The sequence below is a fragment of the Streptomyces sp. NPDC048172 genome (genome assembly GCF_043202595.1).
In the GTDB taxonomy this organism is placed as follows: domain Bacteria; phylum Actinomycetota; class Actinomycetes; order Streptomycetales; family Streptomycetaceae; genus Streptomyces.
On record NZ_JBIDAT010000011.1, the window covers coordinates 69,422 to 91,765 of the forward strand.

A 22,344-nucleotide genomic window follows, 5' to 3' on the forward strand; every position below is an offset into this window, starting at 1 on the left:
ATCAGCCCATCAGTTGGACGGCTTGATGGTCTGAGTGCGGTCCTTGGTACCGATGTCGTCCGCGCCCTCTTCCTCGGTCTTCTCCGGGTTGATGGTCTGGGTGCGGTCCTTGGTGCTGACCTTCTTGTCGTCGCTCTTCTGCTCGTGCGTACCCATGGTGGCGTCTCCTCGTCTGATATTGAGTTGGGACGCCCGCCCAGCGACTCCCCCGTGGGTCGCCGGACGGACGAAGGCCGCTCACCATGCCGGGGCAGCGGCCCTGTTCCCCCTTGCCGACCCGCCTGCCCCCCGTGGCGCCGGTTCGACGTCATCGAGCATGGCGGGCCTCGATAAACGAACGATGAACGATCCGTTGGTGACGGTTCCGGCGGGTACTGGCCTGTTACGCGACGGCGGCCGGAGTGAGAAGCTTCCGCACGTCGTGCGCCTCTTCCGCCCCCAGCTCCTCGTACCGCTCAAGGGCCTCTTGCCAGCACGCCTGGGCCCGGCGCTTCTGCCCCAGGTCGTCCAGCGCCCGGCCGAGCAGAGCCAAGGCATTGGCACGGCGCCAGGGCCCGCCGACGGTACGGAGCAAGGTGAGCGCCTGGTCCGCCAGCCCCGAGGCCGCTGCGGGGCGTTCCGTGGCGAGGTGAACCTCCCCCAGGCGGAAGTAGGCCATGCCTTCCCACAGCCGTTGACGGCTGTGCTTGAAGATGACGAGCGCGTCGTCGAAGTGTCGCTGTGCCTCCGTGAGGCGTTCGGCACGGACGAGTGCGATACCCAGGGTGTAGAGCGTGGTGCCCCTTCGGATGGACACGCCGAGCCGGTCGTGGATGGCGAGCGCCTGCTCGGCCAGGGTGACGGCCTCGTTCGGCCGACCGAGTCCTGAGTTCGACCTCGCGAGGTTGCAGAGCGCGCTGGCTTCGGCGATCTGGTTGTCGTAGGAGCGGAAGCTCTCCAGCGCGCGGCTCAGGTACTGCTCCCCGTCCAGGTGGCGTCCCTGGTAATTGGCCACGATTCCGCGGTCGTTCAGCGCGTAGGAGTACGAGATCGGGTCCTCGACGGCACAGCCCAGTACGCCCGCCAGGCGGGCCTCGTCGTCGGCCTCGTCGAAGCGTCCCGCGGTGATGTGGAGCCCGGTGAGCATGGAACGGGCGCGAGCCTCGGCGTACTGGTTGTCCGCCGCGTGCGCGGCCTGCTTCATGGCCTCGGCCGCCTGCTCGTACTGACGGCTGTTGACGCCGGACTCGGCGAGTGCGCTCGTCGCCATCAGCAGATCCACCGCGCCGCGCAGGGTGCTGCCGACGGCCATCTGGCGGGCGCAGGCGAGGAAGCAGGCCGACTCGGCGAACAGCCAGTCGATCGCGGAGCTCTGGCTGGAGAAGTGCAGGCCCTCGTGCTCGGTGGGCTCCAGGTGGTCCACGAGTCGCTCTGCCGGGCGTTCCATCGCGTGCACGTTGCGCGCCGTGGCCAGGTAGAAGTCCAGGAGCCTGGACAGGGCCGCGTCCCGGACGCTCGGCGGCTGCTCGTCGCGTTCCGCGCAGGCGCGGGCGAAGAGGCGGACGAGGTCGTGGAAGCGGTACCTGCCGGGCGCCGCGGACTCCAGGAGCGAGGTGTCGACCAGGGATTCGAGGATGTCCTCTGTGTCCTCCGGAGCCCTGTCCAGGAGCGCCGCTGCCGCGTACAGCGAGATGTCCGGCCCCTCGGCCAGGCCCAGGAGGCGGAAGGCGCGGGCCTGTTCGGGGTCGAGCTGGCCGTAGCCGAGTTCGAAGGTGGCCTTGACGGCCTGGTCGCCGGCCTGGAGTTCGTCGAGGCGGCGGCGTTCGTCGGCGAGCTTGGTGGCGAGGACCGAGACGGTCCAGGTGCGGCGGGAGGCGAGGCGGGCCGCGGCGATGCGGATGGCCAGGGGGAGGAAGCCGCACGCGGCGACGACGTCCATGGCGGCCTCGCGCTCGGCGCCGACGCGCTCCTCGCCGACGATGCGGGTGAAGAGGGCCATGGCCTCGTCGGGGCTCATGACGTCCAGGTCGACCAGGTGGGCGCCCGCGAGGTCGACCATGCGGACGCGGCTGGTGACGAGGGCCGCGCAGCCTGCCGTGCCGGGCAGGAGGGGGCGGATCTGGGCCGCGTCGCGGGCGTTGTCCAGAAGGGCCAGGATGCGGCGTCCGGCCAGGAGGGAGCGGAAGAGGGCCGCGCGGTCGTCGACGCCGTCCGGAATGGTGGAGTCCGGGGCGCCCAGGGCGCGCAGGAAGGAGCCGAGGACGGCCTCGGGGTCGGCGGGGGAGGACCCCGCGCCCTGGAGGTCCACGTAGAGCTGCCCGTCCGGGAAGCGGTCGGCGGCGCCGTGGGCCACGTGGATGGCCAGCGTCGTCTTGCCGACGCCGCCGATGCCCGCGACCGCCGAGACCGCCATGACCGTGCCGTCGGCCTCGGCGAGCTGGTCGCTGAGTTCGCTGACGAAGGAGGCGCGGCCGGTGAAGTCAGCGACCGTGGCGGGGAGCTGGGCGGGGCGGGTGACGGTGACCGTGGAGGTGTCGGCGGTGGAGTCGGTCTGGTACGCCAGCTCCTCGTCGGCTTCCAGGATGCGCTGCTGGAGCTCGGAGAGTTCGGGGCGGGGGTCGACGCCGAGTTCGTCGGCGAGCAACCTTCGCGTGTCGGCGTAGACGGCAAGCGCTTCCGCCTGGCGGCCGCTGCGGTAGAGGGCCAGCATCAGGAGTTCGCGGAGGCGTTCCCGGAGGGGGTGCGCGGCCGTCAGGGCCGTCAGCTCGCTGACGGCCTCCGCGTGGCAGCCGGTCTGGAGGTCCAGGTCGAGGCGGTGTTCGAGGAGGCCGAGGCGCCATTCCTCCAGACGGGTGCGGTGGGTCTCCGCGTAGGGCCCGGGGACGTGGGCGAGGGGCTCGCCGTCCCACTCCGCGAGGGCGTTGCTGTAGAGGTCGCGGGCGCGGAGGTGGTCGCCGCAGCTCGCGGCTTTCTCGGCGTGCGTGGCCAGGTCCTGGGCGGTGTCGAGGTCGAGGACGGCCTCGCCGCCCGTCCGTATCGCGTACCCGCCGGACTCGCTGACCAGCTGGTCGGCGTCGGCGCCCAGGGACTTGCGGATACGGGAGGCATACGTGCGGAGTGCCGCCTTGGCCTGCTCGGGGGGCTCCTCGCCCCAGATGGCGTCGATGAGCTCCTCGGCCGTGGCCGTCCGTCCGCCGCGCAGCAGCAGGGCCGCGAGCAGCGCGCGCTGCTGCGGTGAGCCCATGCTGAGTGCCCGCTCGCCGCGCCATGCGCGGACGGGACCGAGCACCGCGAAGCGGAGCTGGGTGTCCCGCTGCTCCATCTCGGGTCCTCTGAGGTCCTCGGCGCCCATGGTGCCCCCTGCGAATCCGCGCTCCACTGCCGCAGGGGCCAGTCTGCCTTGTCCCTGGCAATTCCGTCAGCTCGGGTACCAGCCTCTTCGCCAACCCTTGCCAAGCCTTCGCAAACCCCTGCGCTTTGCTCCTATCGCCCATCGCACAGTAGCTGACGGATCGTCAGATCGGCGCTACCGTGGTCGGCATGGAGACCTTCCCCAAGATCATTTCGGTGGACGACCACACGGTTGAGCCGTCCCACGTCTGGCGGGACCGGCTCCCGTCGAAATACCACGACATAGGACCTCGTATCGTCCGGGCCCCTCTCAAGGAAATGACGTTTGTGGGTGGGAAGTTCGCCCCCAAGATGGGCGCCCAGGGGGACGCGGGCCCGATCGCCGACTGGTGGGTCTACGAGGATCTTCACCGGCCCCTGACCAGGCTCGATACGGCTGTTGGCTACTCCAGGGAGGAGGTCAGGCTGGAGGCCATCACCTACGAGCAGATGCGCCCCGGCTCGTACGACGTGCGGGCACGCCTCTCCGACATGGACGTCAACCACGTCCAGTCCGCCCTGTGTTTCCCGACTTTTCCGCGCTTCTGCGGACAGACCTTCACCGAGGCGAAGGACCGCGAACTGGGCCTCCTGTGCGTGCGCGCGTACAACGACTGGATGGTCGAGGAATGGTGCGGACCCGACGCGCACGGGCGGCTGATTCCGCTTGCCATCGTGCCGCTCTGGGACCCGGAACTCGCGGCTGAAGAAGTACGGCGGAACGCCGCACGCGGGGTGCGGGCCGTCTGTTTCTCGGAGATACCGCCCCGGCTCGGGCTGCCTTCCGTGCACGGCGACGACTGGGACCCCTTCCTGCGCGCCTGCGACGAGACCGGCACCGTCATCGCGATGCACATCGGCTCGTCCAGCAAGATGCCCTCCACCTCGGCCGACGCGCCCCCGGCCGTGGGCTCCACGCTGACCTTCGCGAACTGCTGCTTCTCGATGGTCGACTGGCTGATGAGCGGCAAGTTCGACCGCTTCCCCGGGCTGCGGATCATGTACGCGGAGGGCCAGATCGGCTGGATCCCCTACATCCTGGAGCGCGCCGACGTGGTGTGGGAGGAGAACCGGGGCTGGGGCGGCATCGCGGACAAGGTGCTCAAGCCGCCGTCCGAGCTCTTCGCGCAGCACGTCTACGGCTGCTTCTTCGACGACGCCTTCGGGCTGCGGAACGTCGACGCGGTCGGCGTGCCCAACGTGCTGTACGAGACGGACTACCCGCACTCGGACTCCACCTGGCCCAAGTCCAAGGAGGTCGGCGAGGAGCAGATGGGGCATCTGGCCCCGGACGTGGTCGAACGGATCGTGCGCGGCAACGCGATCGACCTGCTCGGGCTGACCCCGGACGGGCTGTGGGCCGACGCGCCGAAGGCTTCCGGGACTTCCGGGACGAGTGCCGGGACGGACACCGCCACCAGCTGAGGAGGGGACCGCTCGTGGCGCCGTTCGCCGCCCCGTTCGACGTGAAATCTGGCCGACTTGTATACGGCATCCAGTTGCCCGTTCAATCTCAGAGCACCCTCTACGCCGAGCCGTGGGAGGCCGGAGCGGGCACCGCCGAGCTGCTCGCGGTCGCCCGCGCGGCCGAGCGGCACGGATTCGCGTACGTCGCCTGCTGCGAGCACGTCGCCATTCCGCGGCGGCTCGCGAGCGCGATGTCGACGGTCTGGTACGACCCCGTCGCGACGCTCGCCTACCTCGCGGCGGCGACCGAACGGGTGCGCCTGCTCTCCCACGTCGCGGTCGTGGGCCTGCGGCACCCGCTCGCGACGGCCAAGCAGTACGCCACGCTCGACCATCTCTCCGGCGGACGGCTGATCCTGGGCGTCGGCGCCGGACATGTGGAGGAGGAGTTCGCGGCGCTGGGCGCGGACTTCGCGGGGCGCGGCGGCGTGCTCGACGAGACGATCGACGCGCTGAAGGCGGCACTCGGCGAGGAGGAGTTCCCGGTCTGGGAGGGGGAACGGTTCTCCTTCCGCGACCTGGGTCAGCGCCCCCGCCCGGCGCAGTCGCCGCGCCCGCCGCTGTGGGTCGGCGGCTCGTCCCGCGCGGCGGTGCGGCGGGCCGCCGTGCGGGGAGACGGGTGGCTGCCCCAGGGTGACCCGCGCGACGCGCTCCCGGCGCAGATCGCGCGGCTGCGGGAGCTGCGCGCCGCGGCCGGGGTGGAGGAGCCGCCGGTCATCGGCGCCATCGCCGAGCCGCTGTACGTCGGCGAGCCCGGCTGGCACGTGGGACGCCGCACCGTCTCCGGCAAACCGGAACGGATCGCCGAGTCGCTCCGGGCGTACGCGGCCATGGGCGTGCAGCAGATCCAGGTGCGGTTCCGGAGCCGCTCCGTGAGCGAACTGACCGACCAGATGGCCGCGTTCGGGGACGAGGTCGCTCCCCTCCTCTAGAAGGGAACAGGCATGGGCAAGCTCGACGGCCGGGTCGTGATCATCAGCGGGGCCGCGCGGGGCCAGGGCGAGCAGGAGGCGCGGCTCTTCGCCGAGGAGGGCGCCAGGGTGGTGCTCGGCGACGTGCTGGACGAGCAGGGCGAGGCCGTGGCCGAGGACATCGGCGGGGAGCGGGCGGCGTACGTCCGTCTCGACGTGCGCGAGGAAGGGGACTGGGCCGGAGCCGTGGCCCTGGCGAGGGAGCGCTTCGGACACCTGGACGGGCTCGTGAACAACGCGGGCGTCCTCCGCTTCCGGGAGCTGACGGAGACCCCCGTGGCGGAGTACCGCGAGGTGGTGGAGGTCAACCAGGTCGGCTGCTTCCTGGGCATGAAGGCGGTCGCCGGCGAACTGGAGGCGGCGGGGGGCGGCACGATCGTGAACGTCGCCTCGTACGCGGCGCTCTCCGGCATGGCCTTCCTGACCTCGTACGCGGCGACGAAGGCGGCGATCCTCGGCATGACCCGGGTGGCCGCGCTGGAGCTCGCGGGCAAGGGGATACGGGTGAACGTGGTCTGCCCCGGCGCCATCGACACCCCCATGGCCAGACCCCCGGACGCCTTCGGGCTGGGCAGCGGTTCGGGCAGCGGCAGCGGCAGCGGTACGGGCAGTGGTACGGACGACGCGCTGGACGCGCTCTACGCCAAGGTCGTGCCGCAGGCCCGCATCGGGCGCCCCGAGGAGGTGGCGCGGCTCGCGCTCTTCCTCACTGGCGAGGACTCCTCGTACATCACCGGCCAGCCCGTGGTCATCGACGGCGGGTGGCTGGCCGGGGTGTCGGTGTTCTGACGCCTCGTCAGCTATTGACGCTCCCATCCCGTGGTGCCAGAGTCGTGGTGCCGTCTCATCTGACGGATCGTCAGAAACTCGTCAGAAACTCAGCGTCAGCACCCATAGGCTCGCCGGAGGAGTGAACCGCCGTGGAATTCGGGCTCTTTGTTCAGGGATACGTGCCCGCCTCGCGGGCGCAGGCCGACCCGCAGGCCGAGCACCACGCACTGGTCGAGGAGACCGAGTACGTCATCCAGGCGGACAAGTCCGGCTTCAAGTACGCCTGGGCCTCCGAGCACCACTTCCTGGAGGAGTACTCGCACCTGTCCGCCAACGACGTCTTCCTCGGCTACCTCGCCCACGCCACGGAGCGCATCCACCTCGGCTCCGGCATCTTCAACCCGCTGCCCACGGTCAACCACCCCGTGAAGGTCGCCGAGAAGGTCGCCATGCTCGACCATCTGTCCGGCGGACGCTTCGAGTTCGGCAGCGGGCGCGGCGCGGGCTCGCACGAGATCCTGGGGTTCCTGCCGGGTATCACCGACATGAACCACACGAAGGAGATCTGGGAAGAGACCATCGCCGAGTTCCCCAGGATGTGGCTCCAGGAGGAGTACCAGGGGTTTCAGGGGAAGCACTGGTCGTTGCCCCCACGCAAGATTCTCCCCAAGCCGTACGGGGGTTCACACCCGGGGATGTGGTACGCGGCGGGCTCGCCCTCCTCGTACGCGATGGCGGCGCGGAAGGGGCTCGGAGTCCTCGGCTTCAGCGTGCAGAAGGTCTCCGACATGGAGTGGGTCGTCGACTCGTACAAGGGCGCGATCAAGGACGCCGAGCCGGTCGGTGACTTCGTCAACGACAACGTGATGGTGACCTCGACCGCGATATGCGCCGAGACCACGGAGAAGGCCCGGCAGGTCGCGGTGAACGCCGGACTGAACTACCTGCAGTCGCTGCTCTTCCGCTACCACGACACCTTCCCCCGCCCCGAGGGCATCCCGGAGTGGCCCGAGCTGATCCCGGAGTACACGGAGGAGGTCGTCGAACTGCTGATCTCCGAGGAGCTGATGATCTGCGGCAACCCGGACGAGGTCCTCCAGCAGTGCAAGAGGTGGGAGCAGGCCGGAGCCGACCAGCTCTCCTTCGGGCTGCCGATCGGCGTCCCGTACGAGGACACGATGAACACGATCAAGCTGATCGGCGAGCACGTGATCCCGCAGATCGACACGGACCCGGTGCACCGCACCACGCGGTTCCGGGACGCCGCCCGGAGCTGAGCGGACCGCACCGGGAAGGGCCGCGAAGGGCCGCGAAGGGCCGAGAAGGGAGTTGTTGGGAGTCATGCTCGACCACCTCATCCAGAACGCGACGGTCGTGGACGGCACCGGGGCGCCCTCGTACGTCGCCGACGTCGGGGTCCGCGACGGGCGCATCGCGGTGATCGCCGCGCCCGGCGAGGTCCAGGAGGAGACGCGCCACCGCGAGGACGCGACCGGCCTCGTCCTCGCGCCGGGCTTCGTCGATCCCCATACGCACTACGACGCCCAGCTCTTCTGGGACCCGTACGCCACCCCGTCGATGAACCACGGCGTGACGACCGTCGCGGGCGGCAACTGCGGCTTCACCCTCGCGCCGCTCCACCCGGACCGGCCCGAGGACGCCGACTACACGCGGCGGATGATGTCGCGGGTCGAGGGCATGTCCCTCGTCGCGCTCGAAGAGGGCGCGCCCTGGAACTGGCACTCCTTCGGCGAGTACCTCGACGCGCTGGAGGGCCGCACCGCCGTCAACGCCGGCTTCATGGTCGGCCACTGCGCCCTGCGGCGGCACGTCATGGGCGCGGACGCCGTCGGCGGACAGCCCAGCGAGGACCAGATGGAGGAGATGCTGCGGCTCTTCCACGAGGCGATGGACGCGGGCGCGTGGGGGCTGTCCACCACACAGTCCTCCACGCACGCGGACGGCGACGGCCAGCCCGTCGCCTCCCGCCACGCGCGGCCCGAGGAACTGCTCGCGCTCTCGGAGGCCGTCGCCGAGCACGAGGGGACGCAGATCGAGGCGATCGTCGCCGGATGCCTCGACCAGTTCAGCGACGAGGAGATCGACCTCTTCGTGCGGATGTCGGCCGCCGCGGGACGCCCGCTGAACTGGAACGTGCTGACCATCGACGCCGCCGTGCCCGAACGCGTACCGCGTCAGCTGACCGCCAGCGAGCGCGCCCGCAAGGAGGGCGGACGGATCGTCGCGCTGACGATGCCGATCCTGACGCCGATGAACATGTCCCTGGGCACGTTCTGCGCGCTCAACCTCATCCCCGGCTGGGGCGACATCCTCAGCCTGCCCGTCCCCGAGCGGATCGCGAAGCTGCGCGACCCCGACGTCCGCACGGAGATGCTGCGCCGCGCCGACAGCAAGGAGGCCGGGGTCTTCCGGCGGCTCGCGAAGTTCGACCGCTACGTCATCGGCGACACCTACTCGGAGGCGAACAAGGGCCTCACGGGGCGCGTCGTACGGGACATCGCGGCCGAGCGCGGCCAGGACCCGTTCGCGTGCCTGGTGGACATCTGCGCCAACGACGAGCTGCGTACGGTCCTGTGGCCGATGCCGACCGACAACGACCCGGCGAGCTGGGAGCTGCGCCGCGAGACGTGGGAGCACGAGGACGTCATGCTCGGCGGCTCCGACGCGGGCGCCCACCTGGACCGGATGTGCGGGGCGCCGTACACGACGCGGTTCCTCGGCGACTGCCTGCGCGGACGGAGACTGGTGGGTCTGGAGCGGGCGGTGAAGATGCTCACCGACGACCCGGCCCGGCTCTTCGGGCTGCGCGAACGCGGCCGCATCGAGCAGGGATACCACGCCGACCTGGTGCTCTTCGACCCCGAACGGATCGACGCGGGCCAGGCCACGCTCGTCCACGACCTGCCCGGGGAGAGCCCCCGGCTGGACTCCGCGGCGATCGGCGTCGTCGCCGTCTGGGTCAACGGCGTCGAGACCCTCCGCGACGACGTGGTCACGGGCGCCGTGCCGGGGACGGTGCTGCGCTCCGGGCGGGACACGGAGACGGTCAGCACACGGTGAGTGCGTGCGGGGGCCTGGGGGCGCCGGGGGCGAGCGGATGCCAGTCCGAGCCCCCCACTGAGCTGGGACTGGCTCGCCCGCGCCGCGCCGGGAGGGCGCCTCGACGGCGCTCTCCCAGGCGGCGGCGTCCAACGGCGGAACGGCGGCCGCGTCAGACCGTGGTGGAGCAGTGCGAGACGAGGGTGCTGCCTTCCTTCGCCTTCTCCGTCTTCTGCTTCTTCACCTTGCCGTCGACGAGGACCTGGCAGGAGATGTGCGCCTTCGGGTCCTCGGAGGCCGCCTGCATGTTGATCATGTCCCCCTTCACCGCCTTGAACTTCTTCGACCAGGGCGTCTTGACGTGCTCCAGGTCGAGGTCCTTGCTGTTCGCGCCGCGCTCGCCCAGGATCCCGGGGACGTAGACACCGGCGGGGGAGTCACCCGTCATCCTGATCTCGACCGTGGCGGTCTGATCGGCCCCGGAGCCGACCTTCGTGTCCCCGCCCGCGGAGCCCTTCTTCTTGCCACCGCCGCCGGAACACCCGGTCGCCAGCAGCGCCGCCGCGGCGATGAGACATACCGCCGCCGCGGCCCTCTGAGTACGCATGGCGGTGATCGTGACACGCGTAGAGCGGGCGCTCCAGCGATTCCCGGAACCCTCCAGGAGATCATTCCGGCTGCACCAACGATCAGCGGAGAGCGGGGAGTTGGCTCCTCACTAGCGCATCCGTGACCGCTCCGTGGGCGCCAGGACGAGCGTCGGCGACTGGGCCCGGCAGGCGGCCTCGTCGGCATGCCGGACCAGGTGGACGAAGACGTGCTCGCGCTCGCGGACGGGGAGACGCGGATACGAGTTCGCCGCGGGCTCGGTGCGCAGGGTCGCCAGCGGCGTCCCGTGCTGCGATCCGGTACGCGGGGTGAACGCGCGGACCTGCGCGCTGAGTTCCCCCGCGTCCCGGAACCCGCGCACGGTCAGGCCTATGACGCCGTCCTTCTCTCCGGCCGGGGGAGCCCCTTCGAGATCGCCCGTCACCGGACGCAGCAGGAGGACGTCGTCCGAGTCCACCATGGTCGCGTTGGCCGCGGGGCCGTGGCGCTTCCAGGCCGGATGGCGCTCGTAGAACGCCGCGAGGGACTCCGTGCGGGACGCCATGTCCGGGAAGCCGCGCAGCCAGACGAACTTGTCGGGCCGGTCCAGATCCCGGAACAGGCCCAGCAGCCGGATCCCGGACTCCTCCTGCGATTCCACGAACTCGCGCTCGAACAGCTCGATCAGCTCGTCCCTGCGGCCGGGACGCAGCGTGTACTGCCGCAGCTCGACGATCTTCAGGGACCCACCCGGATTCTCGGTCATGGCGCCACGCTAGACGCCCCCACTGACAACGGCCCCCGTCCGTGCCGCGCGGGCACCGCCGGGCGGGGAGAGGAGCGGCAGGAGGGCGGGGCGGCGCTGCGCCGCGAAGGCGGTGCGGACGATGACCTCTTTGTAGAGCGCGGCGACACGGCCGGTCAGCACGAACTCGACGGGGGTGTCGTCGGCCCGTACGTACTGGATGAGCGCGTCCTTGCGGCCCAGGCTGACGCACCGGTTGAGGTACCGGAAGCGGAGCGTGCGTTCCGCCGGGTCCGTACCGCCCGTACCGCCCGCACCGCCCGTTCGTCCCGGGCGCCGCGCACCGGGGAGGACGCGCGCCAGATGCGCGGCGGCGGGCAGCCCCGTGGCGCACGCCATGCGCAGCTCCTGGCGCCCGTTGGGGTGCCGGACGGCCGCCGCGTCGCCCAGCGCGTAGACCTCGGGGTGCGAGAGCGAGCGCAGGGACGCGTCGACCCGTACCCGTCCGTGCCGGTCCACCGCGAAGCCCGCCTCGCGCGCCAGCTCCGGCACCCGGAATCCCGTCGTCCACACCACCGTGCGCGCCGGTACGAGCGTGCCGTCGGCCAGCACCGCACCGTCCTCCCTGACCTCCGCGACACGGGCGTCCTCGCGGATCCCGACGCCGAGACGGGCGAGGACGCGCAGCAGGTGCCGCCGCCCGCGCGCGGAGAGGGCCGCGCCGAGCGTCCCGCCGGTCAGCAGGACGACCTTCAGGCCCGGGTGCGACTCGGCCAGTTCGGTCGCCGTCTCGATGCCGGTGAGACCGCCGCCGACGACCGCGACCGTGCCCGCTGCCTCTGCGCGGTGCTCCGCGATACGGGCGCGCAGCCGGGCCGCGTCCTCCGCGTCCGCGACGGGGTACCCGTACGCGGCGGCGCCCGGCACGGCATCCGCCTCTGCCCTGCTGCCCAGCGCGTACACGAGCGTGTCGTACGGCAGCCGGGAGCCGTCGGAGAGCGCGACCTCCCGCGCCGCCGCGTCGATCGAGACGGCACGGCCGACGACGAACCGTACGGGCGCGTCGCCGAGCAGCTCCGCGACGGGGCGCTGCCGTACGGTCTGGCCCGCGGCGAGCTGGTGCATCCGTACGCGTTCGGTGAACGTGTTCCGGTCGTTCACGAGCGTGACTTCTGTGGTCCCCCGTGCCTGTCGGGCGATCCCGTTGGCCGCGGACAGTCCCGCGTAGCCCGCTCCCAGGACGACGATGCGCGTTGTCATTCCGGCGCTCCCTTCGTTGTGGCGCTGTGACGCCGAAGGGATGACTGGATGGTGGAGCCGTTCCGTGACAGGCCGCGGAGTGTTCCGCGTCACATGCTGTGCCGCGCGGCGTGGGCCAGCTTCTCCGGGTTGAGCACGGACCGTACGGCCGTCACGCGGCCGTCCTCGACCTCCGGGAACATCACCAGGTAGAGCGCGCCGTCCAGGTGGACGACGATCGCGGGCTCCCCGTTGACCTCGCGGAGCGTGACGTCCGCGCCCGCGCCGCGCGGATGCGTCCCGATCCCCGCCAGCAGCCGCGCCACCTGGCTCCGGCCGGTGACGGGATGCCGCGCCGCCGTGACCTTCCCGCCGCCGTCCGACCAGGCGGTGACGTCCTCGGCGAGCGTCCGCTCCAGCGCCTCGACGTCCCCCTCCAGCGCGGCGGCCATGAAGCGCCGGACGACCTCCGCGCGGCGCTCCGGGTCGGCCTCGAAGCGGCGCCCGGGACGGCGCACGTGCTCGCGGGCGCGCCGGTGGAGCTGGCGGGAGTGCGCCTCGGAGATGCCGAGGACGTCGGCGATCTCCGCGTGCCGGTGGCCGAACGCCTCACGCAGCACGAACGCGGCGCGCTCGGCGGGCGTCAGCCGCTCCAGCAGGACCAGGACACCCATCGAGACCGAGTCGCGCTGCTCGGCCGTCTCCAGCGGCCCGGGAACGGTGCCGCCCGTGCCTGTACCCGTACCCGGTCCGCCCGTTCCCGTGAACACCGGTTCGGGCAGCCACGGTCCGACGTACTGCTCGCGGCGGGCGCGGGCCGAGGTGAGGCGGGTCAGACAGAGATTGGTGACGGCCTTCGTCAGCCACGCGCCAGGCACCTCCACCGACCCCTGCGCCGCCGCTGCCGACCAGCGCAGATACGCGTCCTGGAGCACGTCCTCGGCCTCGGCCGCCTCGCCCAGCAGCCGGTAGGCCAGGCCGAACAGCCGCGCGCGGTGCGCCTCGAAGATGCCGAGCGGGCCGTCGTCGTCCTGCGTCACCTCGGTCACACGGCCAGCCTCGCACGCCGCTGTCCTGCCCCCGTCACCGGCGGCGCAGCGCGGGGTCCTCCAGGGACGGCGGGGTGTAGTAGAAGTCGTCGCTGTTCAGGTCGGTGCCGGGCGGGACGATCTCGTCGATACGGTCCAGCACGTCGGCCGGGAGCGTCACGTCCACGCCCGTCAGCAGGGACTCCAGGTGCTCCATGGTGCGCGGGCCGATCAGCACCGAGGAGACCGCCGGGTGCGCGCGGACGAACGCCGTGGCCAGGTGCGGCAGCGGAAGCCCTGCCTCTTTCGCGAGCTCGGCCAGCGCGTGGACGGCGTCGAGCTTGCGCGCGTTGCCCGGGAGGGCCGGGTCGAACTTGTGGGCCTCGATGGCCGTCCTGCCCTGGGACAGGTCGATGTCCGCCGCCGAACGGATCCGCCCCGACAGCCAGCCCGCCGACAGCGGCCCCCAGACCAGCACGCCCACGCCGTACTTCCGCGTCGTCGGCAGCACCGCCCGCTCCACGCCCCGCGCCAGCATCGAGTACGGCGCCTGCTCGGTGCGCGGACGCAGATGGCCGCGCCGGTCCGCCGCCCACTGGGCCTCGACGAGCTGCTCCGCGGGGAACGTCGAGGTGCCGAACGCGCGGATCTTCCCGGCCCGTACGAAGTCGGTGAGCGTGGCCAGGGTCTCATCGATGTCCGTGTGCGGGTCGGGCCGGTGGAGCTGGTAGAGGTCGACGTGGTCGGTGCCGAGGCGGCGCAGACTGTCGTCCAGCGCGCGGGTCAGCCAGCGGCGGGAGTTGCCCTGGTGGGTGGGGTCCTCGCCCATCTGCATATGGCCCTTGGTCGCGAGGACGACGTCGTCGCGGCGGGCGCCGCGCAGCGCCTTGCCGACGATCTCCTCGCTGACGCCCTGCTCGTAGACGTCGGCCGTGTCCACGAGGTTGATCCCCGCGTCGAGGGCGCGGTGGATGATCCGTACGCAGTCGTCCTGGTCGCTGTTGCCGGTGCCGAACATCATCGCGCCGAGACCGTGGTCGCTGACGGAGATGCCGGTGCCGCCGAGGGTGGTGTGCCGCATGGGGGTTCCTTCGGGTCCTTCTGTCGTGTCTGTGTTGGTCGGGTTGCCGTACCTGGAACTCTGCGGCCGTTCCCGGCGGCGGACCAGATCAGGCTCAACCTGGGTCCGCCAGTACCACCCGGCGGATACTGGGACGCATGACGACCACCGGCCGTACGACGGCGCAGGACAGCTCGCGTGCGCGCGTCCAGGAGACGATGGGGATCGCCGCGTTCCTCAAGTCCCGCCGCGCCGCGCTCGACCCCGGGACCGTGGGGCTGCCCCCGGCCCCCAACCCCCGGCGCGTGCCGGGCCTGCGGCGCGAGGAGGTCGCGCAGCTCGCCGGGATCAGCGTCGACTACTACATCCGTATCGAACAGGGCCGCGCCCAGGGGATCTCCGGCTCCGTGCTCGACGCGGTGGCGCGTGCGCTGCGGCTGGACGAGGACGAGCGCGCGTATCTGCGCAACATGGCGGCGCCGCCCTTCGCCGAGGGCCCGGACGGGCTGCCCGTCGTACGGCCGGAGATCCGCCGCCTGCTCGAAGCGATGGGCGAGGCCGTGCCCGCCTTCGTCGTCGGACCCGGCCTCGACTACCTCGCCTGGAACGCGCTCGGCGCCCGGATCGCCTTCGACATGGCCGACCTGCCCCCGGAGCGGCGCAACGCCGCGCTGCTGGTCTTCCTCCACCCCGAGAGCCGCGCCCTGCACCCCGACTGGGACGCGGTGGCCGCCGAGACGGCCGCGGCGCTCCGCTCCGAGGCGGGTCGGCACCCCTGCCACCCGCGCGTCAAGGGCGTGGTCAGCGAGCTCGTCTCCCGCAGCGCGGAGTTCCGCGCCCTGTGGGAGGACCAGGAGGTGCGCGAGAAGATGTCGGGCCGCAAGCTGATCCGGCACCCCGAGGCGGGCGATCTGGAGGTCAGCTACGAGACGTTCCGCCTGGCGACGGACGAGGCGCAGACCCTGTGCACGTACACGGCCGACCCCGGCTCCCCGACGGAGGCGGCCCTGCGCCGCCTCTCGGGTTCCCTCAACCCTTGACGGCCGCCGCCCGGTCCTGCCCGAGTACCCGGAGCGGCACGTCAGTCCCCGGCGAGCAGCATGCACGCCACGACGGTGACGATGCCGGCTCCGCCCAGAAGCGTGAGACGCAGTCCCCACAGGTAGTTGCCGCCCGTCCGCTTCCACACCCCCTGCTCGCCCGCCCATATGGCCCGTGCGTGTGGGGCGTCCGCCGAGGCGAGGCACCGGACCAGCAGCATGCGCGTGCGGTGCAGGGCCTGGACGTACCGGAAGAGCCCGCCCGCGCCGAGCAGGGCGCACACGGTGCTCAGGACGAGCGTGATCCGCAGCCCGAGCGGCAGATCCAGCAGGCGCGCGAAGGGCAGTTGCGTCACGACGACTAGGACGGCGGAGAGGGTGACGGTCACGTACAGCGTCACATGGCGTGCGTCCTCCCCGGCCAGCTCGATCAGGCTCGTGATGTAGCCCATCCTGCGCTCCTCGGACCCCTCCAGGTCGGAGTTGTCCGACGGGAACCGGTCGCTCATCGTCGCCTCACCCTCACCCTCACCCTCCCCATCCCCGTGTCCCGCAGGGATCCCCCGTGGCGCGGCGCGGAACACTGCATTCCGTCCTGCCCGGCCCTTTCGCTCAGGCGGTCAGCCAGACCGGGTTGCTCAGGGCCGCCATCGCGCCCGGCAGGCCCGAGCCCTCCTTCGCGGGGTGGCGGACCTCGGCGCGCGCGTAGGTGGCGAGGGACGCGGTGGTCCTCCAGGTCAGGGGGCCCGAGGCGGCGGGCGCCGTGCGCATCGTGCCCTCGTCGGTGACCAGGTGGAGGGTGGCGCCCTCGGGCGCGCCCTTCACGGTCAGCGCGACGGTGACCTCGTCCTTCTCCGCCGTACGGAGCGTGCCGCCGATCGTCGCGTGGGCGCCGCGCGGGCCCGTCGCGGTGAGGTCGAGGGAGACGGCGGAGGACTCGGCGAGGTACGAGCGTCCCGCGCGGATGCCGCGCAGCAGGTCGCGGCGGTTGAGGCCGTCGGCGTGCACGACCGTCTGCGGCAGGCCGACGACCTGCGGCTCGCGGTGCGCGTCGCTGTTGCCCATCGCGGGCAGCCAGTCGTCCTGGGCGACGAGGGTGTTGTCCCAGGCGGCGAGGGCGAGTTCGTCGTCGGCGGTCCAGGGGCCGTTCCAGACCTCGACGGCGTCGGCGTGCTCGTAACCGAACTTCCACTGGCATCCCACGAACGGGCAGTTCGGGTGCGCGGGCACGACGAGTCCGCCGGCGCGGTGCACGGCGCGCGCGAAGCGCGGGTACGCGTCGTCGCGCGCCCGGTAACGCCAGTCCAGGAACGTCCCGGGGTCCGTTCCGAGCGCCAGCCAGTGCCCGTTGCGCGTGGTGATCTCCTCGCCGCAGAGAACGAGCAGGTCATCGCCCCACAGGCCCTCCCAGGCCCCGTGCCCCGAGGTCGTGTTGTGCTCGGTGGTCGTCAGGAAGTCCAGCCCCGCCTTCCGCGCGGCCGTCGCGACCTCCTCCGGCGTACGGGCGCCGTCCGAGTGGACCGTGTGCAAATGGCTGTCACCTCGGTACCAGGCCCGGCCGCGTCCCTTGGCGCGCTCGGGCGGATACACGGGGCGCGGCGTCTCCCCGGAATCCCCCTCCCGCAGCGTGACGGTCACCTCGTAGTCCATCCCCTGCGGCGCGACCGTGTAGGGCCCGAGGACGACATGCCACGTCCCCTCCCGTACCGGACCGGCCAGATAGCCGGGAGTGGCCTTCTCCGCGCTGATCGCGAACGAGTCCCGGAACCCGCCCGACCACCCCCGGAACCCCCGCCCGCCGAGCCCGGTCCCGCGCTCGTCGAAGACGCCGATGTCGAGCGCGTTGCCGGGCGTGCCGGAGGGGACGGTCGGCTTGTCGTAGCGGTACGAGACGGCGATCTCGCGGATCCCGGAGGGCACCTCGACGGGCAGGTAGACGAAGTCGGGAGCCCCGGTGGGCAGATGCCCCCGGAGGGTCCGGCTGTCCTGTCCGTCCGCCCCTTCCGCGTGGGCGAAGCTCATGGCAGGAAGCGTAAGCGCGGTGACGGCTCCCGCCACCGCGGAGAACTTGAGCACGTCACGTCTGTCGATGCCTGTGTCCATGACGGTGGTTCTACGTGCGCCGAGTGACGGGCGAAAGCCCTGCGGAAGACAGTGTGGAAGACATGGAGTTCACGGGCGGGCGGGGGCACAGTGGCCGGATGCGCATCTCCACGACGATCCTGATGACCGACGAGTCCATCCGTCCGGCCCGTCTCGCGCGCGAACTGGAGCAGCGCGGGTTCGGCGGCCTCTACCTCCCCGAGCACACCCACATCCCCGCCTCCCGGGAGTCCCCGCCCCCGATGGGCGGCGAGCTCCCGCGCGCGTACCACCGCACGCTCGACCCCTTCGTCGGGCTCGCCGCGGCCGCCACGGTCACCGAGCGGCTCGCCCTCGGCACCAGCGTCTCCCTCGTCGCGCAGCGCGACCCCATCGTCCTGGCCAAGGAGATCGCCACCCTCGACCTCCTCTCCGAGGGCCGCTTCACGCTGGGCCTCGGCTTCGGCTGGAACCGGGAGGAGGCCGCCGACCACGGCGTCGAATGGCGCACCCGCCGCGCGCTCGTCCAGGACCGCATGGCGCTGATGCGGGCCCTGTGGTCCCCGGAACCGACGGGCCACGACGGCTCCTTCGCGTCCGTACGCCCGAGCCACGCCCACCCCAAGCCGGTACGCCCGGGAGGCCCCCGCGTCCTCGTCGGCGGCGGCGCGGGCCCCCGCCTCTTCGCAGCGGTGGCCGCCTACGCGGACGGCTGGATGCCGGTCGGCGGCTCGGGCCTCACCGAATCCGTCCCCCGCCTCCGCGCCGCCTGGAAAGAGGCGGGCCGCGAGGGCGCCCCCACCCTGGTCCCCGCCTTCGTCCTCCCCACCCCCGGCAAGCTCGCCCACTACCGCGACCTGGGCGCGGAAGAGGTCATCCTCCAGCTCCCGGACGGCGACGAGGGCGAGGTCCTCCGCGCCCTGGACGACTACGCCCGCTATCTGTGACCGGAACGCCGCCGCCGACCTGACCTGACCTGCGTAGGCGTCCCCCGGAGCGGGATCGTTACGCTCGTACGATGACCTCGAACGAGCAGGGACAGGGACCGAGCGGACCCAGCGGGCCCAGCGGGCCGACCGCCAACGCCATGCGTCGTGCGCTCAAGAGGGCGCGGGACGGGGTCGCGCTCGACGCCGGGGAGGCGGCCGTGCTGCTGCAGGCGCGCGGCGGGGACCTGGACGACCTCACCGCCTCGGCCGCGCGCGTGCGGGACGCGGGACTGGAGGCGGCCGGGCGCGCCGGTGTCATCACGTACTCCAAGAGCGTGTTCATCCCGCTCACCCGGCTCTGTCGCGACAAGTGCCACTACTGCACCTTCGTCACCGTCCCCGGCAAGCTGCGCCGCGCCGGGCACGGGATGTTCATGTCGCCGGACGAGGTTCTCGACGTCGCCAGGAAGGGCGCGGCCCTCGGGTGCAAGGAGGCGCTGATCACGCTCGGGGACAAGCCCGAGGAGCGCTGGCCCGAGGCGCGGGAGTGGCTGGAGGCCGAGGGGTACGAGGACACGGTCGCCTACGTACGGGCGATCTCGATCCGGATCCTGGAGGAGACCGGGCTGCTGCCGCACCTCAACCCCGGGGCGATGTCCTGGACGGACATCCAGCGGCTCAAGCCCGTCGCGCCGTCGATGGGGATGATGCTGGAGACCACCGCCGAGCGCCTGTGGAGCGAGCCCGGCGGCCCGCACCACGGCTCGCCGGACAAGGAGCCCGCGGTGCGGCTGCGGGTGCTGGAGGACGCGGGGCGCTCGTCCGTACCGTTCACCAGCGGGCTGCTGATCGGGATCGGCGAGACGTACGAGGAGCGGGCCGAGTCGCTGTTCGCGCTGCGCCGGATCTCGCGCACGTACCACGGCATCCAAGAACTGATCATGCAGAACTTCCGCGCCAAGCCGGACACGGCGATGCGCGGGATGCCGGACGCCGAGCTGGACGAGCTGGTGGCCACCGTCGCCGTCGCCCGCCACATCCTCGGCCCCTCCGCCTGCCTCCAGGCGCCGCCGAACCTCGTGGCGGGGGAGTACGGGCGGCTGATCGGCGCCGGGATCGACGACTGGGGCGGGGTGTCCCCGGTGACGATCGACCACGTCAACCCGGAGCGGCCCTGGCCCCAGATCGAGGAGCTGACGGAACAGTCCGCGGACGCGGGCTTCACGCTGCGCGAGCGGCTCGCCGTCTACCCGGAGTTCGTACGGCGCGGCGAGCCCTGGCTCGACCCGCGCGTCCGCCCGCACGTCGCCGCGCTCGCCGACCCGGAGACGGGGCTCGCGCGCGAGGACGCGACGGTGGAGGGACGCCCCTGGCAGGAGCCGGAGGAGGCGTTCGTCCCGGTCGGGCGTACGGATCTGCACCGCACCATCGACACCGAGGGCCGTACGGGCGACCGGCGCGAGGACTTCGACGAGGTGTACGGGGACTGGGGCGAGCTGGCCGCGCAGGCCGCGCCCGGCATGGCCCCCGAGCGCGTCGACGCGGACGTGCGAGAGGCCCTGTCCGTCGCCGCCGACGACCCCACGAAGCTCAGCGACGAGCAGGCCCTCGCCCTCCTCCACGCGGACGGCCCCGCGCTGGACGCGCTGTGCGGCGTCGCGGACGCCGTGCGGCGGGACGCGGTCGGCGACGACGTCACGTACATCGTCACCCGCAACATCAACTTCACCAACGTCTGCTACACCGGCTGCCGTTTCTGCGCCTTCGCGCAGCGCCGTACGGACGCCGACGCGTACACCCTCTCGCTCGACCAGGTCGCCGACCGCGCGGCCCAGGCGTGGGACGTCGGCGCCGTCGAGGTGTGCATGCAGGGCGGCATCCACCCGGACCTGCCGGGCACGGCGTACTTCGACATCGCGCGCGCCGTGAAGGAGCGCGTGCCGGGGATGCACGTCCACGCCTTCTCGCCCATGGAGGTCGTCAACGGCACGACCCGCACCGGCATGTCCATCCGCGAGTGGCTGACGGAGGCGAAGGCGGCGGGCCTCGACTCGATCCCGGGGACGGCTGCGGAGATCCTCGACGACGAGGTCCGCTGGATCCTCACCAAGGGCAAGCTGCCGACCGCGACCTGGGTCGAGGTGATCAAGACCGCGCACGAGGTGGGCCTGCGCTCGTCCTCCACGATGATGTACGGACACGTGGACCAGCCCCGCCACTGGCTGGGCCACCTGCGGCTGCTCGCGGAGATCCAGCGGGAGACGGGCGGCTTCACGGAGTTCGTCACGCTCCCCTTCATCCACACGAACGCCCCGGTCTACCTCGCCGGAATCGCCCGCCCCGGCCCCACGACGCGGGACAACCGCGCGGTGACGGCCATGGCCCGCCTCCTCCTCCACCCCTGGATCCCCAACATCCAGACGAGCTGGGTCAAACTCGGCACGGAGGGCGCCGCCGAGATGCTCCGCTCCGGCGCGAACGACCTCGGCGGCACGCTCATGGAGGAGACGATCTCCCGCATGGCGGGCTCGTCCTACGGCTCGTACCGCTCGGTCCGCGACCTTGTCGCCATCGCGGACGAGGCGGGCCGCCCCTCCCGCCCCCGCACGACCTCGTACGGCCCGGTCCCGGAGGAACGCCGGCGCGCGGCCCACGACTCGGACGGCCACCTTCCGGAACTGCTGCCGGTGCTGGAGTAGGGCCCGTACGTGCCGGACATGGGCCCATGTCCGGCACACCCCGTCTCAGTTAGAGTGCCGCCCGGACAAGGGGGGCGTATCGAGGGAGGGGCGGGGCGTGACCGAGACGGAGAGCGCTGGTGCCGGGAGCGGTGCCGGGGCCGGGAGCGGTGCGGGCCCGGCGGTCGCGATCTGGGGCCGGGCCGAGCAGCAGGACTTCCGGAGCCGGGTGCGGGGCTGCCTGCTGGGCGGGGCGGTCGGTGACGCCCTCGGCGCGGGCATCGAGTTCGACTCGCTGGAGCAGATCCAACTGAAGTGGGGCGAACAGGGCGTCACGGATTACGTTCCGGCGTACGGCCGCCGGGGGGCGGTGACCGACGACACGCAGATGACGCTCTTCACGGTCGACGGCCTGATAAGGGCCCACGTGCGCCGGGACACCGGCGCCTGGCACCCGCCCACGGACCTGCACGCCGCGTATCTCCGCTGGGCGGCGACCCAGCGCGACTGGGGGCCCGACGAGCGGCGGGACGAGGACGGCTGGCTCGCGCGCGAGGAGTGGCTGTACGCGCGCCGCGCGCCCGGCAACGCCTGTCTGTCGGGGCTCGCGGACGACCGTATGGGCACGCTCGACAAGCCGAAGAACCCGCAGTCGAAGGGGTGCGGGACGGTGATGCGTTCGGCGCCGTTCGGACTGCTGGTGGGGTGGGAGCCGCAGCTCGTCTTCCAGCTCGCCGTGGAGTGCGCGGCGCAGACGCACGGCCACCCCACGGGATACCTCGCGGCGGGCGCGTTCGCGTCGATCATCCACTCCCTCGCGCGCGGCGAGGCCCTGGACGGCGCCGTGCAGCGCGCCCTCGCGCAGCTCGCTGCGCGGCCCGGGCACGAGGAGACGACCGAGGCGCTCAAGCAGGCGCTGGGCGCGGTCCGGCAGGGGATGCCGTCACCGGAAAGAGTGGAGGCGCTCGGGGAGGGCTGGACGGCGGAGGAGTCGCTGGCCATCGGCGTCTACTGCGCGCTGGTCGCCGAGGACGTACGGCACGGGCTGCTGCTCGCCGTCAACCACGGCGGCGACAGCGACTCCACGGGCTCGATCTGCGGCAATCTTCTCGGCACCATCCACGGCGAGACGGCCCTGCCGCCCGGCTGGGTCGCGGAGCTGGAGGGGCGCGCGACGGTCCTCGAACTCGCCGACGACTTCGCCATGGAGATGACCCAGGGCCCCGCGCTGCACGGCCCGGGGGCGGCGTCCCCGGCCTGGCTCTCCCGCTACCCCCGGGCCTGACGGGCCCCCGGGGGCCCTGACGGAGGGCGCCG

The 22,344-nt window shown here is 72.2% G+C and carries 18 protein-coding genes; 9 read left to right on the plus strand and 9 right to left on the minus strand.

The features are described from left to right. Window positions 1-9: 9 nt before the first annotated feature. Window positions 10-156: a hypothetical protein gene (locus ACGF3A_RS37645; protein ID WP_393735022.1), complete on the minus strand. Its 147-nt coding sequence runs from the start codon at window positions 154-156 to the stop codon at window positions 10-12. A 226-nt stretch (window positions 157-382) separates the two neighbouring features. Continuing rightward, window positions 383-3,331 (minus strand): BTAD domain-containing putative transcriptional regulator, encoded by a 2,949-nt coding sequence (locus ACGF3A_RS37650; RefSeq protein WP_393735023.1) that lies wholly within the window; start codon window positions 3,329-3,331, stop codon window positions 383-385. 188 nt (window positions 3,332-3,519) lie between these two features. Here ACGF3A_RS37650 and ACGF3A_RS37655 point away from each other — a divergent pair, with 188 nt between their 5' ends. The 5 genes from ACGF3A_RS37655 to ACGF3A_RS37675 all read left to right on the plus strand — a co-directional run bounded on the left by ACGF3A_RS37655 (window position 3,520) and on the right by ACGF3A_RS37675 (window position 9,659). Continuing rightward, a complete protein-coding gene (locus ACGF3A_RS37655) occupies window positions 3,520-4,794 on the plus strand; it encodes an amidohydrolase family protein (RefSeq protein ID WP_393735024.1) in 1,275 nt (424 codons plus the stop codon). Between the two features lie 41 nt (window positions 4,795-4,835). Then, entirely contained in the window at window positions 4,836-5,768 is a 933-nt protein-coding gene (locus tag ACGF3A_RS37660) for a TIGR03619 family F420-dependent LLM class oxidoreductase (RefSeq protein ID WP_393735199.1), read from the plus strand. Between the two features lie 12 nt (window positions 5,769-5,780). Further along, the gene (locus ACGF3A_RS37665) at window positions 5,781-6,596 is read left to right on the plus strand and encodes an SDR family NAD(P)-dependent oxidoreductase (protein ID WP_393735025.1); all 816 of its coding nucleotides are present in this window, start codon (window positions 5,781-5,783) and stop codon (window positions 6,594-6,596) included. Between the two features lie 131 nt (window positions 6,597-6,727). Then, window positions 6,728-7,855, plus strand: a complete 1,128-nt coding sequence (locus ACGF3A_RS37670; RefSeq protein ID WP_393735026.1) for an LLM class flavin-dependent oxidoreductase — start codon at window positions 6,728-6,730, stop codon at window positions 7,853-7,855. A 64-nt stretch (window positions 7,856-7,919) separates the two neighbouring features. Then, complete coding sequence (locus ACGF3A_RS37675) at window positions 7,920-9,659, plus strand: amidohydrolase family protein (RefSeq protein WP_393735027.1); 1,740 nt, start codon at window positions 7,920-7,922, stop codon at window positions 9,657-9,659. Window positions 9,660-9,810: 151 nt separating this feature from the next. Here the strand turns inward: ACGF3A_RS37675 and ACGF3A_RS37680 are convergent, their stop codons facing one another. The 5 genes from ACGF3A_RS37680 to ACGF3A_RS37700 form a co-directional block, all read right to left on the minus strand. Continuing rightward, window positions 9,811-10,245, minus strand: coding sequence for an MmpS family transport accessory protein (locus ACGF3A_RS37680; protein ID WP_393735028.1), 435 nt, complete (start codon window positions 10,243-10,245; stop codon window positions 9,811-9,813). 111 nt (window positions 10,246-10,356) lie between these two features. Further along, the gene (locus tag ACGF3A_RS37685) at window positions 10,357-10,992 is read right to left on the minus strand and encodes an NIPSNAP family protein (RefSeq protein ID WP_393735029.1); all 636 of its coding nucleotides are present in this window, start codon (window positions 10,990-10,992) and stop codon (window positions 10,357-10,359) included. 9 nt (window positions 10,993-11,001) lie between these two features. Continuing rightward, complete coding sequence (locus ACGF3A_RS37690) at window positions 11,002-12,231, minus strand: NAD(P)/FAD-dependent oxidoreductase (RefSeq protein ID WP_393735030.1); 1,230 nt, start codon at window positions 12,229-12,231, stop codon at window positions 11,002-11,004. Window positions 12,232-12,320: 89 nt separating this feature from the next. Further along, window positions 12,321-13,259: an RNA polymerase sigma factor SigJ gene (sigJ, locus tag ACGF3A_RS37695; RefSeq protein ID WP_393735031.1), complete on the minus strand. Its 939-nt coding sequence runs from the start codon at window positions 13,257-13,259 to the stop codon at window positions 12,321-12,323. Between the two features lie 34 nt (window positions 13,260-13,293). Then, a complete protein-coding gene (locus ACGF3A_RS37700) occupies window positions 13,294-14,319 on the minus strand; it encodes an aldo/keto reductase (RefSeq protein ID WP_393735032.1) in 1,026 nt (341 codons plus the stop codon). A gap of 137 nt (window positions 14,320-14,456) precedes the next feature. Here ACGF3A_RS37700 and ACGF3A_RS37705 point away from each other — a divergent pair, with 137 nt between their 5' ends. Next, on the plus strand, window positions 14,457-15,338 hold the full coding sequence (locus ACGF3A_RS37705) for a helix-turn-helix transcriptional regulator (protein ID WP_393735033.1): 882 nt from the start codon (window positions 14,457-14,459) through the stop codon (window positions 15,336-15,338). Between the two features lie 41 nt (window positions 15,339-15,379). Here ACGF3A_RS37705 and ACGF3A_RS37710 read toward each other — a convergent pair whose 3' ends face one another. Both ACGF3A_RS37710 and ACGF3A_RS37715 read right to left on the minus strand, forming a co-directional pair. Continuing rightward, the gene (locus ACGF3A_RS37710; RefSeq protein ID WP_393735034.1) at window positions 15,380-15,847 is read right to left on the minus strand and encodes a hypothetical protein; all 468 of its coding nucleotides are present in this window, start codon (window positions 15,845-15,847) and stop codon (window positions 15,380-15,382) included. A 103-nt stretch (window positions 15,848-15,950) separates the two neighbouring features. Continuing rightward, window positions 15,951-17,441, minus strand: coding sequence for a CehA/McbA family metallohydrolase (locus tag ACGF3A_RS37715; protein WP_393735035.1), 1,491 nt, complete (start codon window positions 17,439-17,441; stop codon window positions 15,951-15,953). A 98-nt stretch (window positions 17,442-17,539) separates the two neighbouring features. Between ACGF3A_RS37715 and ACGF3A_RS37720 the strand changes: the two genes are divergently transcribed. The 3 genes from ACGF3A_RS37720 (at window position 17,540) to ACGF3A_RS37730 (ending at window position 22,312) form a co-directional block, all read left to right on the plus strand. Then, the gene (locus ACGF3A_RS37720) at window positions 17,540-18,367 is read left to right on the plus strand and encodes a TIGR03619 family F420-dependent LLM class oxidoreductase (protein WP_393735036.1); all 828 of its coding nucleotides are present in this window, start codon (window positions 17,540-17,542) and stop codon (window positions 18,365-18,367) included. 71 nt (window positions 18,368-18,438) lie between these two features. Next, window positions 18,439-21,048 (plus strand): bifunctional FO biosynthesis protein CofGH, encoded by a 2,610-nt coding sequence (locus tag ACGF3A_RS37725; RefSeq protein ID WP_393735037.1) that lies wholly within the window; start codon window positions 18,439-18,441, stop codon window positions 21,046-21,048. A gap of 169 nt (window positions 21,049-21,217) precedes the next feature. Then, a complete protein-coding gene (locus ACGF3A_RS37730) occupies window positions 21,218-22,312 on the plus strand; it encodes an ADP-ribosylglycohydrolase family protein (RefSeq protein WP_393735200.1) in 1,095 nt (364 codons plus the stop codon). The last annotated feature ends 32 nt before the right edge of the window (window positions 22,313-22,344 follow it).

Coding starts and splice junctions, on each gene's coding strand:
- ACGF3A_RS37645 (WP_393735022.1), bottom strand. CDS start 156: ATGGGTACGCACGAGCAGAAGAGCGACGACAAGAAGGTCAGCACCAAG.
- ACGF3A_RS37650 (WP_393735023.1), bottom strand. CDS start 3,331: ATGGGCGCCGAGGACCTCAGAGGACCCGAGATGGAGCAGCGGGACACC.
- ACGF3A_RS37655 (WP_393735024.1), top strand. CDS start 3,520: ATGGAGACCTTCCCCAAGATCATTTCGGTGGACGACCACACGGTTGAG.
- ACGF3A_RS37665 (WP_393735025.1), top strand. CDS start 5,781: ATGGGCAAGCTCGACGGCCGGGTCGTGATCATCAGCGGGGCCGCGCGG.
- ACGF3A_RS37675 (WP_393735027.1), top strand. CDS start 7,920: ATGCTCGACCACCTCATCCAGAACGCGACGGTCGTGGACGGCACCGGG.
- ACGF3A_RS37680 (WP_393735028.1), bottom strand. CDS start 10,245: ATGCGTACTCAGAGGGCCGCGGCGGCGGTATGTCTCATCGCCGCGGCG.
- ACGF3A_RS37685 (WP_393735029.1), bottom strand. CDS start 10,992: ATGACCGAGAATCCGGGTGGGTCCCTGAAGATCGTCGAGCTGCGGCAG.
- ACGF3A_RS37690 (WP_393735030.1), bottom strand. CDS start 12,231: ATGACAACGCGCATCGTCGTCCTGGGAGCGGGCTACGCGGGACTGTCC.
- ACGF3A_RS37700 (WP_393735032.1), bottom strand. CDS start 14,319: ATGCGGCACACCACCCTCGGCGGCACCGGCATCTCCGTCAGCGACCAC.
- ACGF3A_RS37705 (WP_393735033.1), top strand. CDS start 14,457: ATGACGACCACCGGCCGTACGACGGCGCAGGACAGCTCGCGTGCGCGC.
- ACGF3A_RS37710 (WP_393735034.1), bottom strand. CDS start 15,847: ATGAGCGACCGGTTCCCGTCGGACAACTCCGACCTGGAGGGGTCCGAG.
- ACGF3A_RS37715 (WP_393735035.1), bottom strand. CDS start 17,441: ATGGACACAGGCATCGACAGACGTGACGTGCTCAAGTTCTCCGCGGTG.
- ACGF3A_RS37720 (WP_393735036.1), top strand. CDS start 17,540: ATGCGCATCTCCACGACGATCCTGATGACCGACGAGTCCATCCGTCCG.
- ACGF3A_RS37725 (WP_393735037.1), top strand. CDS start 18,439: ATGACCTCGAACGAGCAGGGACAGGGACCGAGCGGACCCAGCGGGCCC.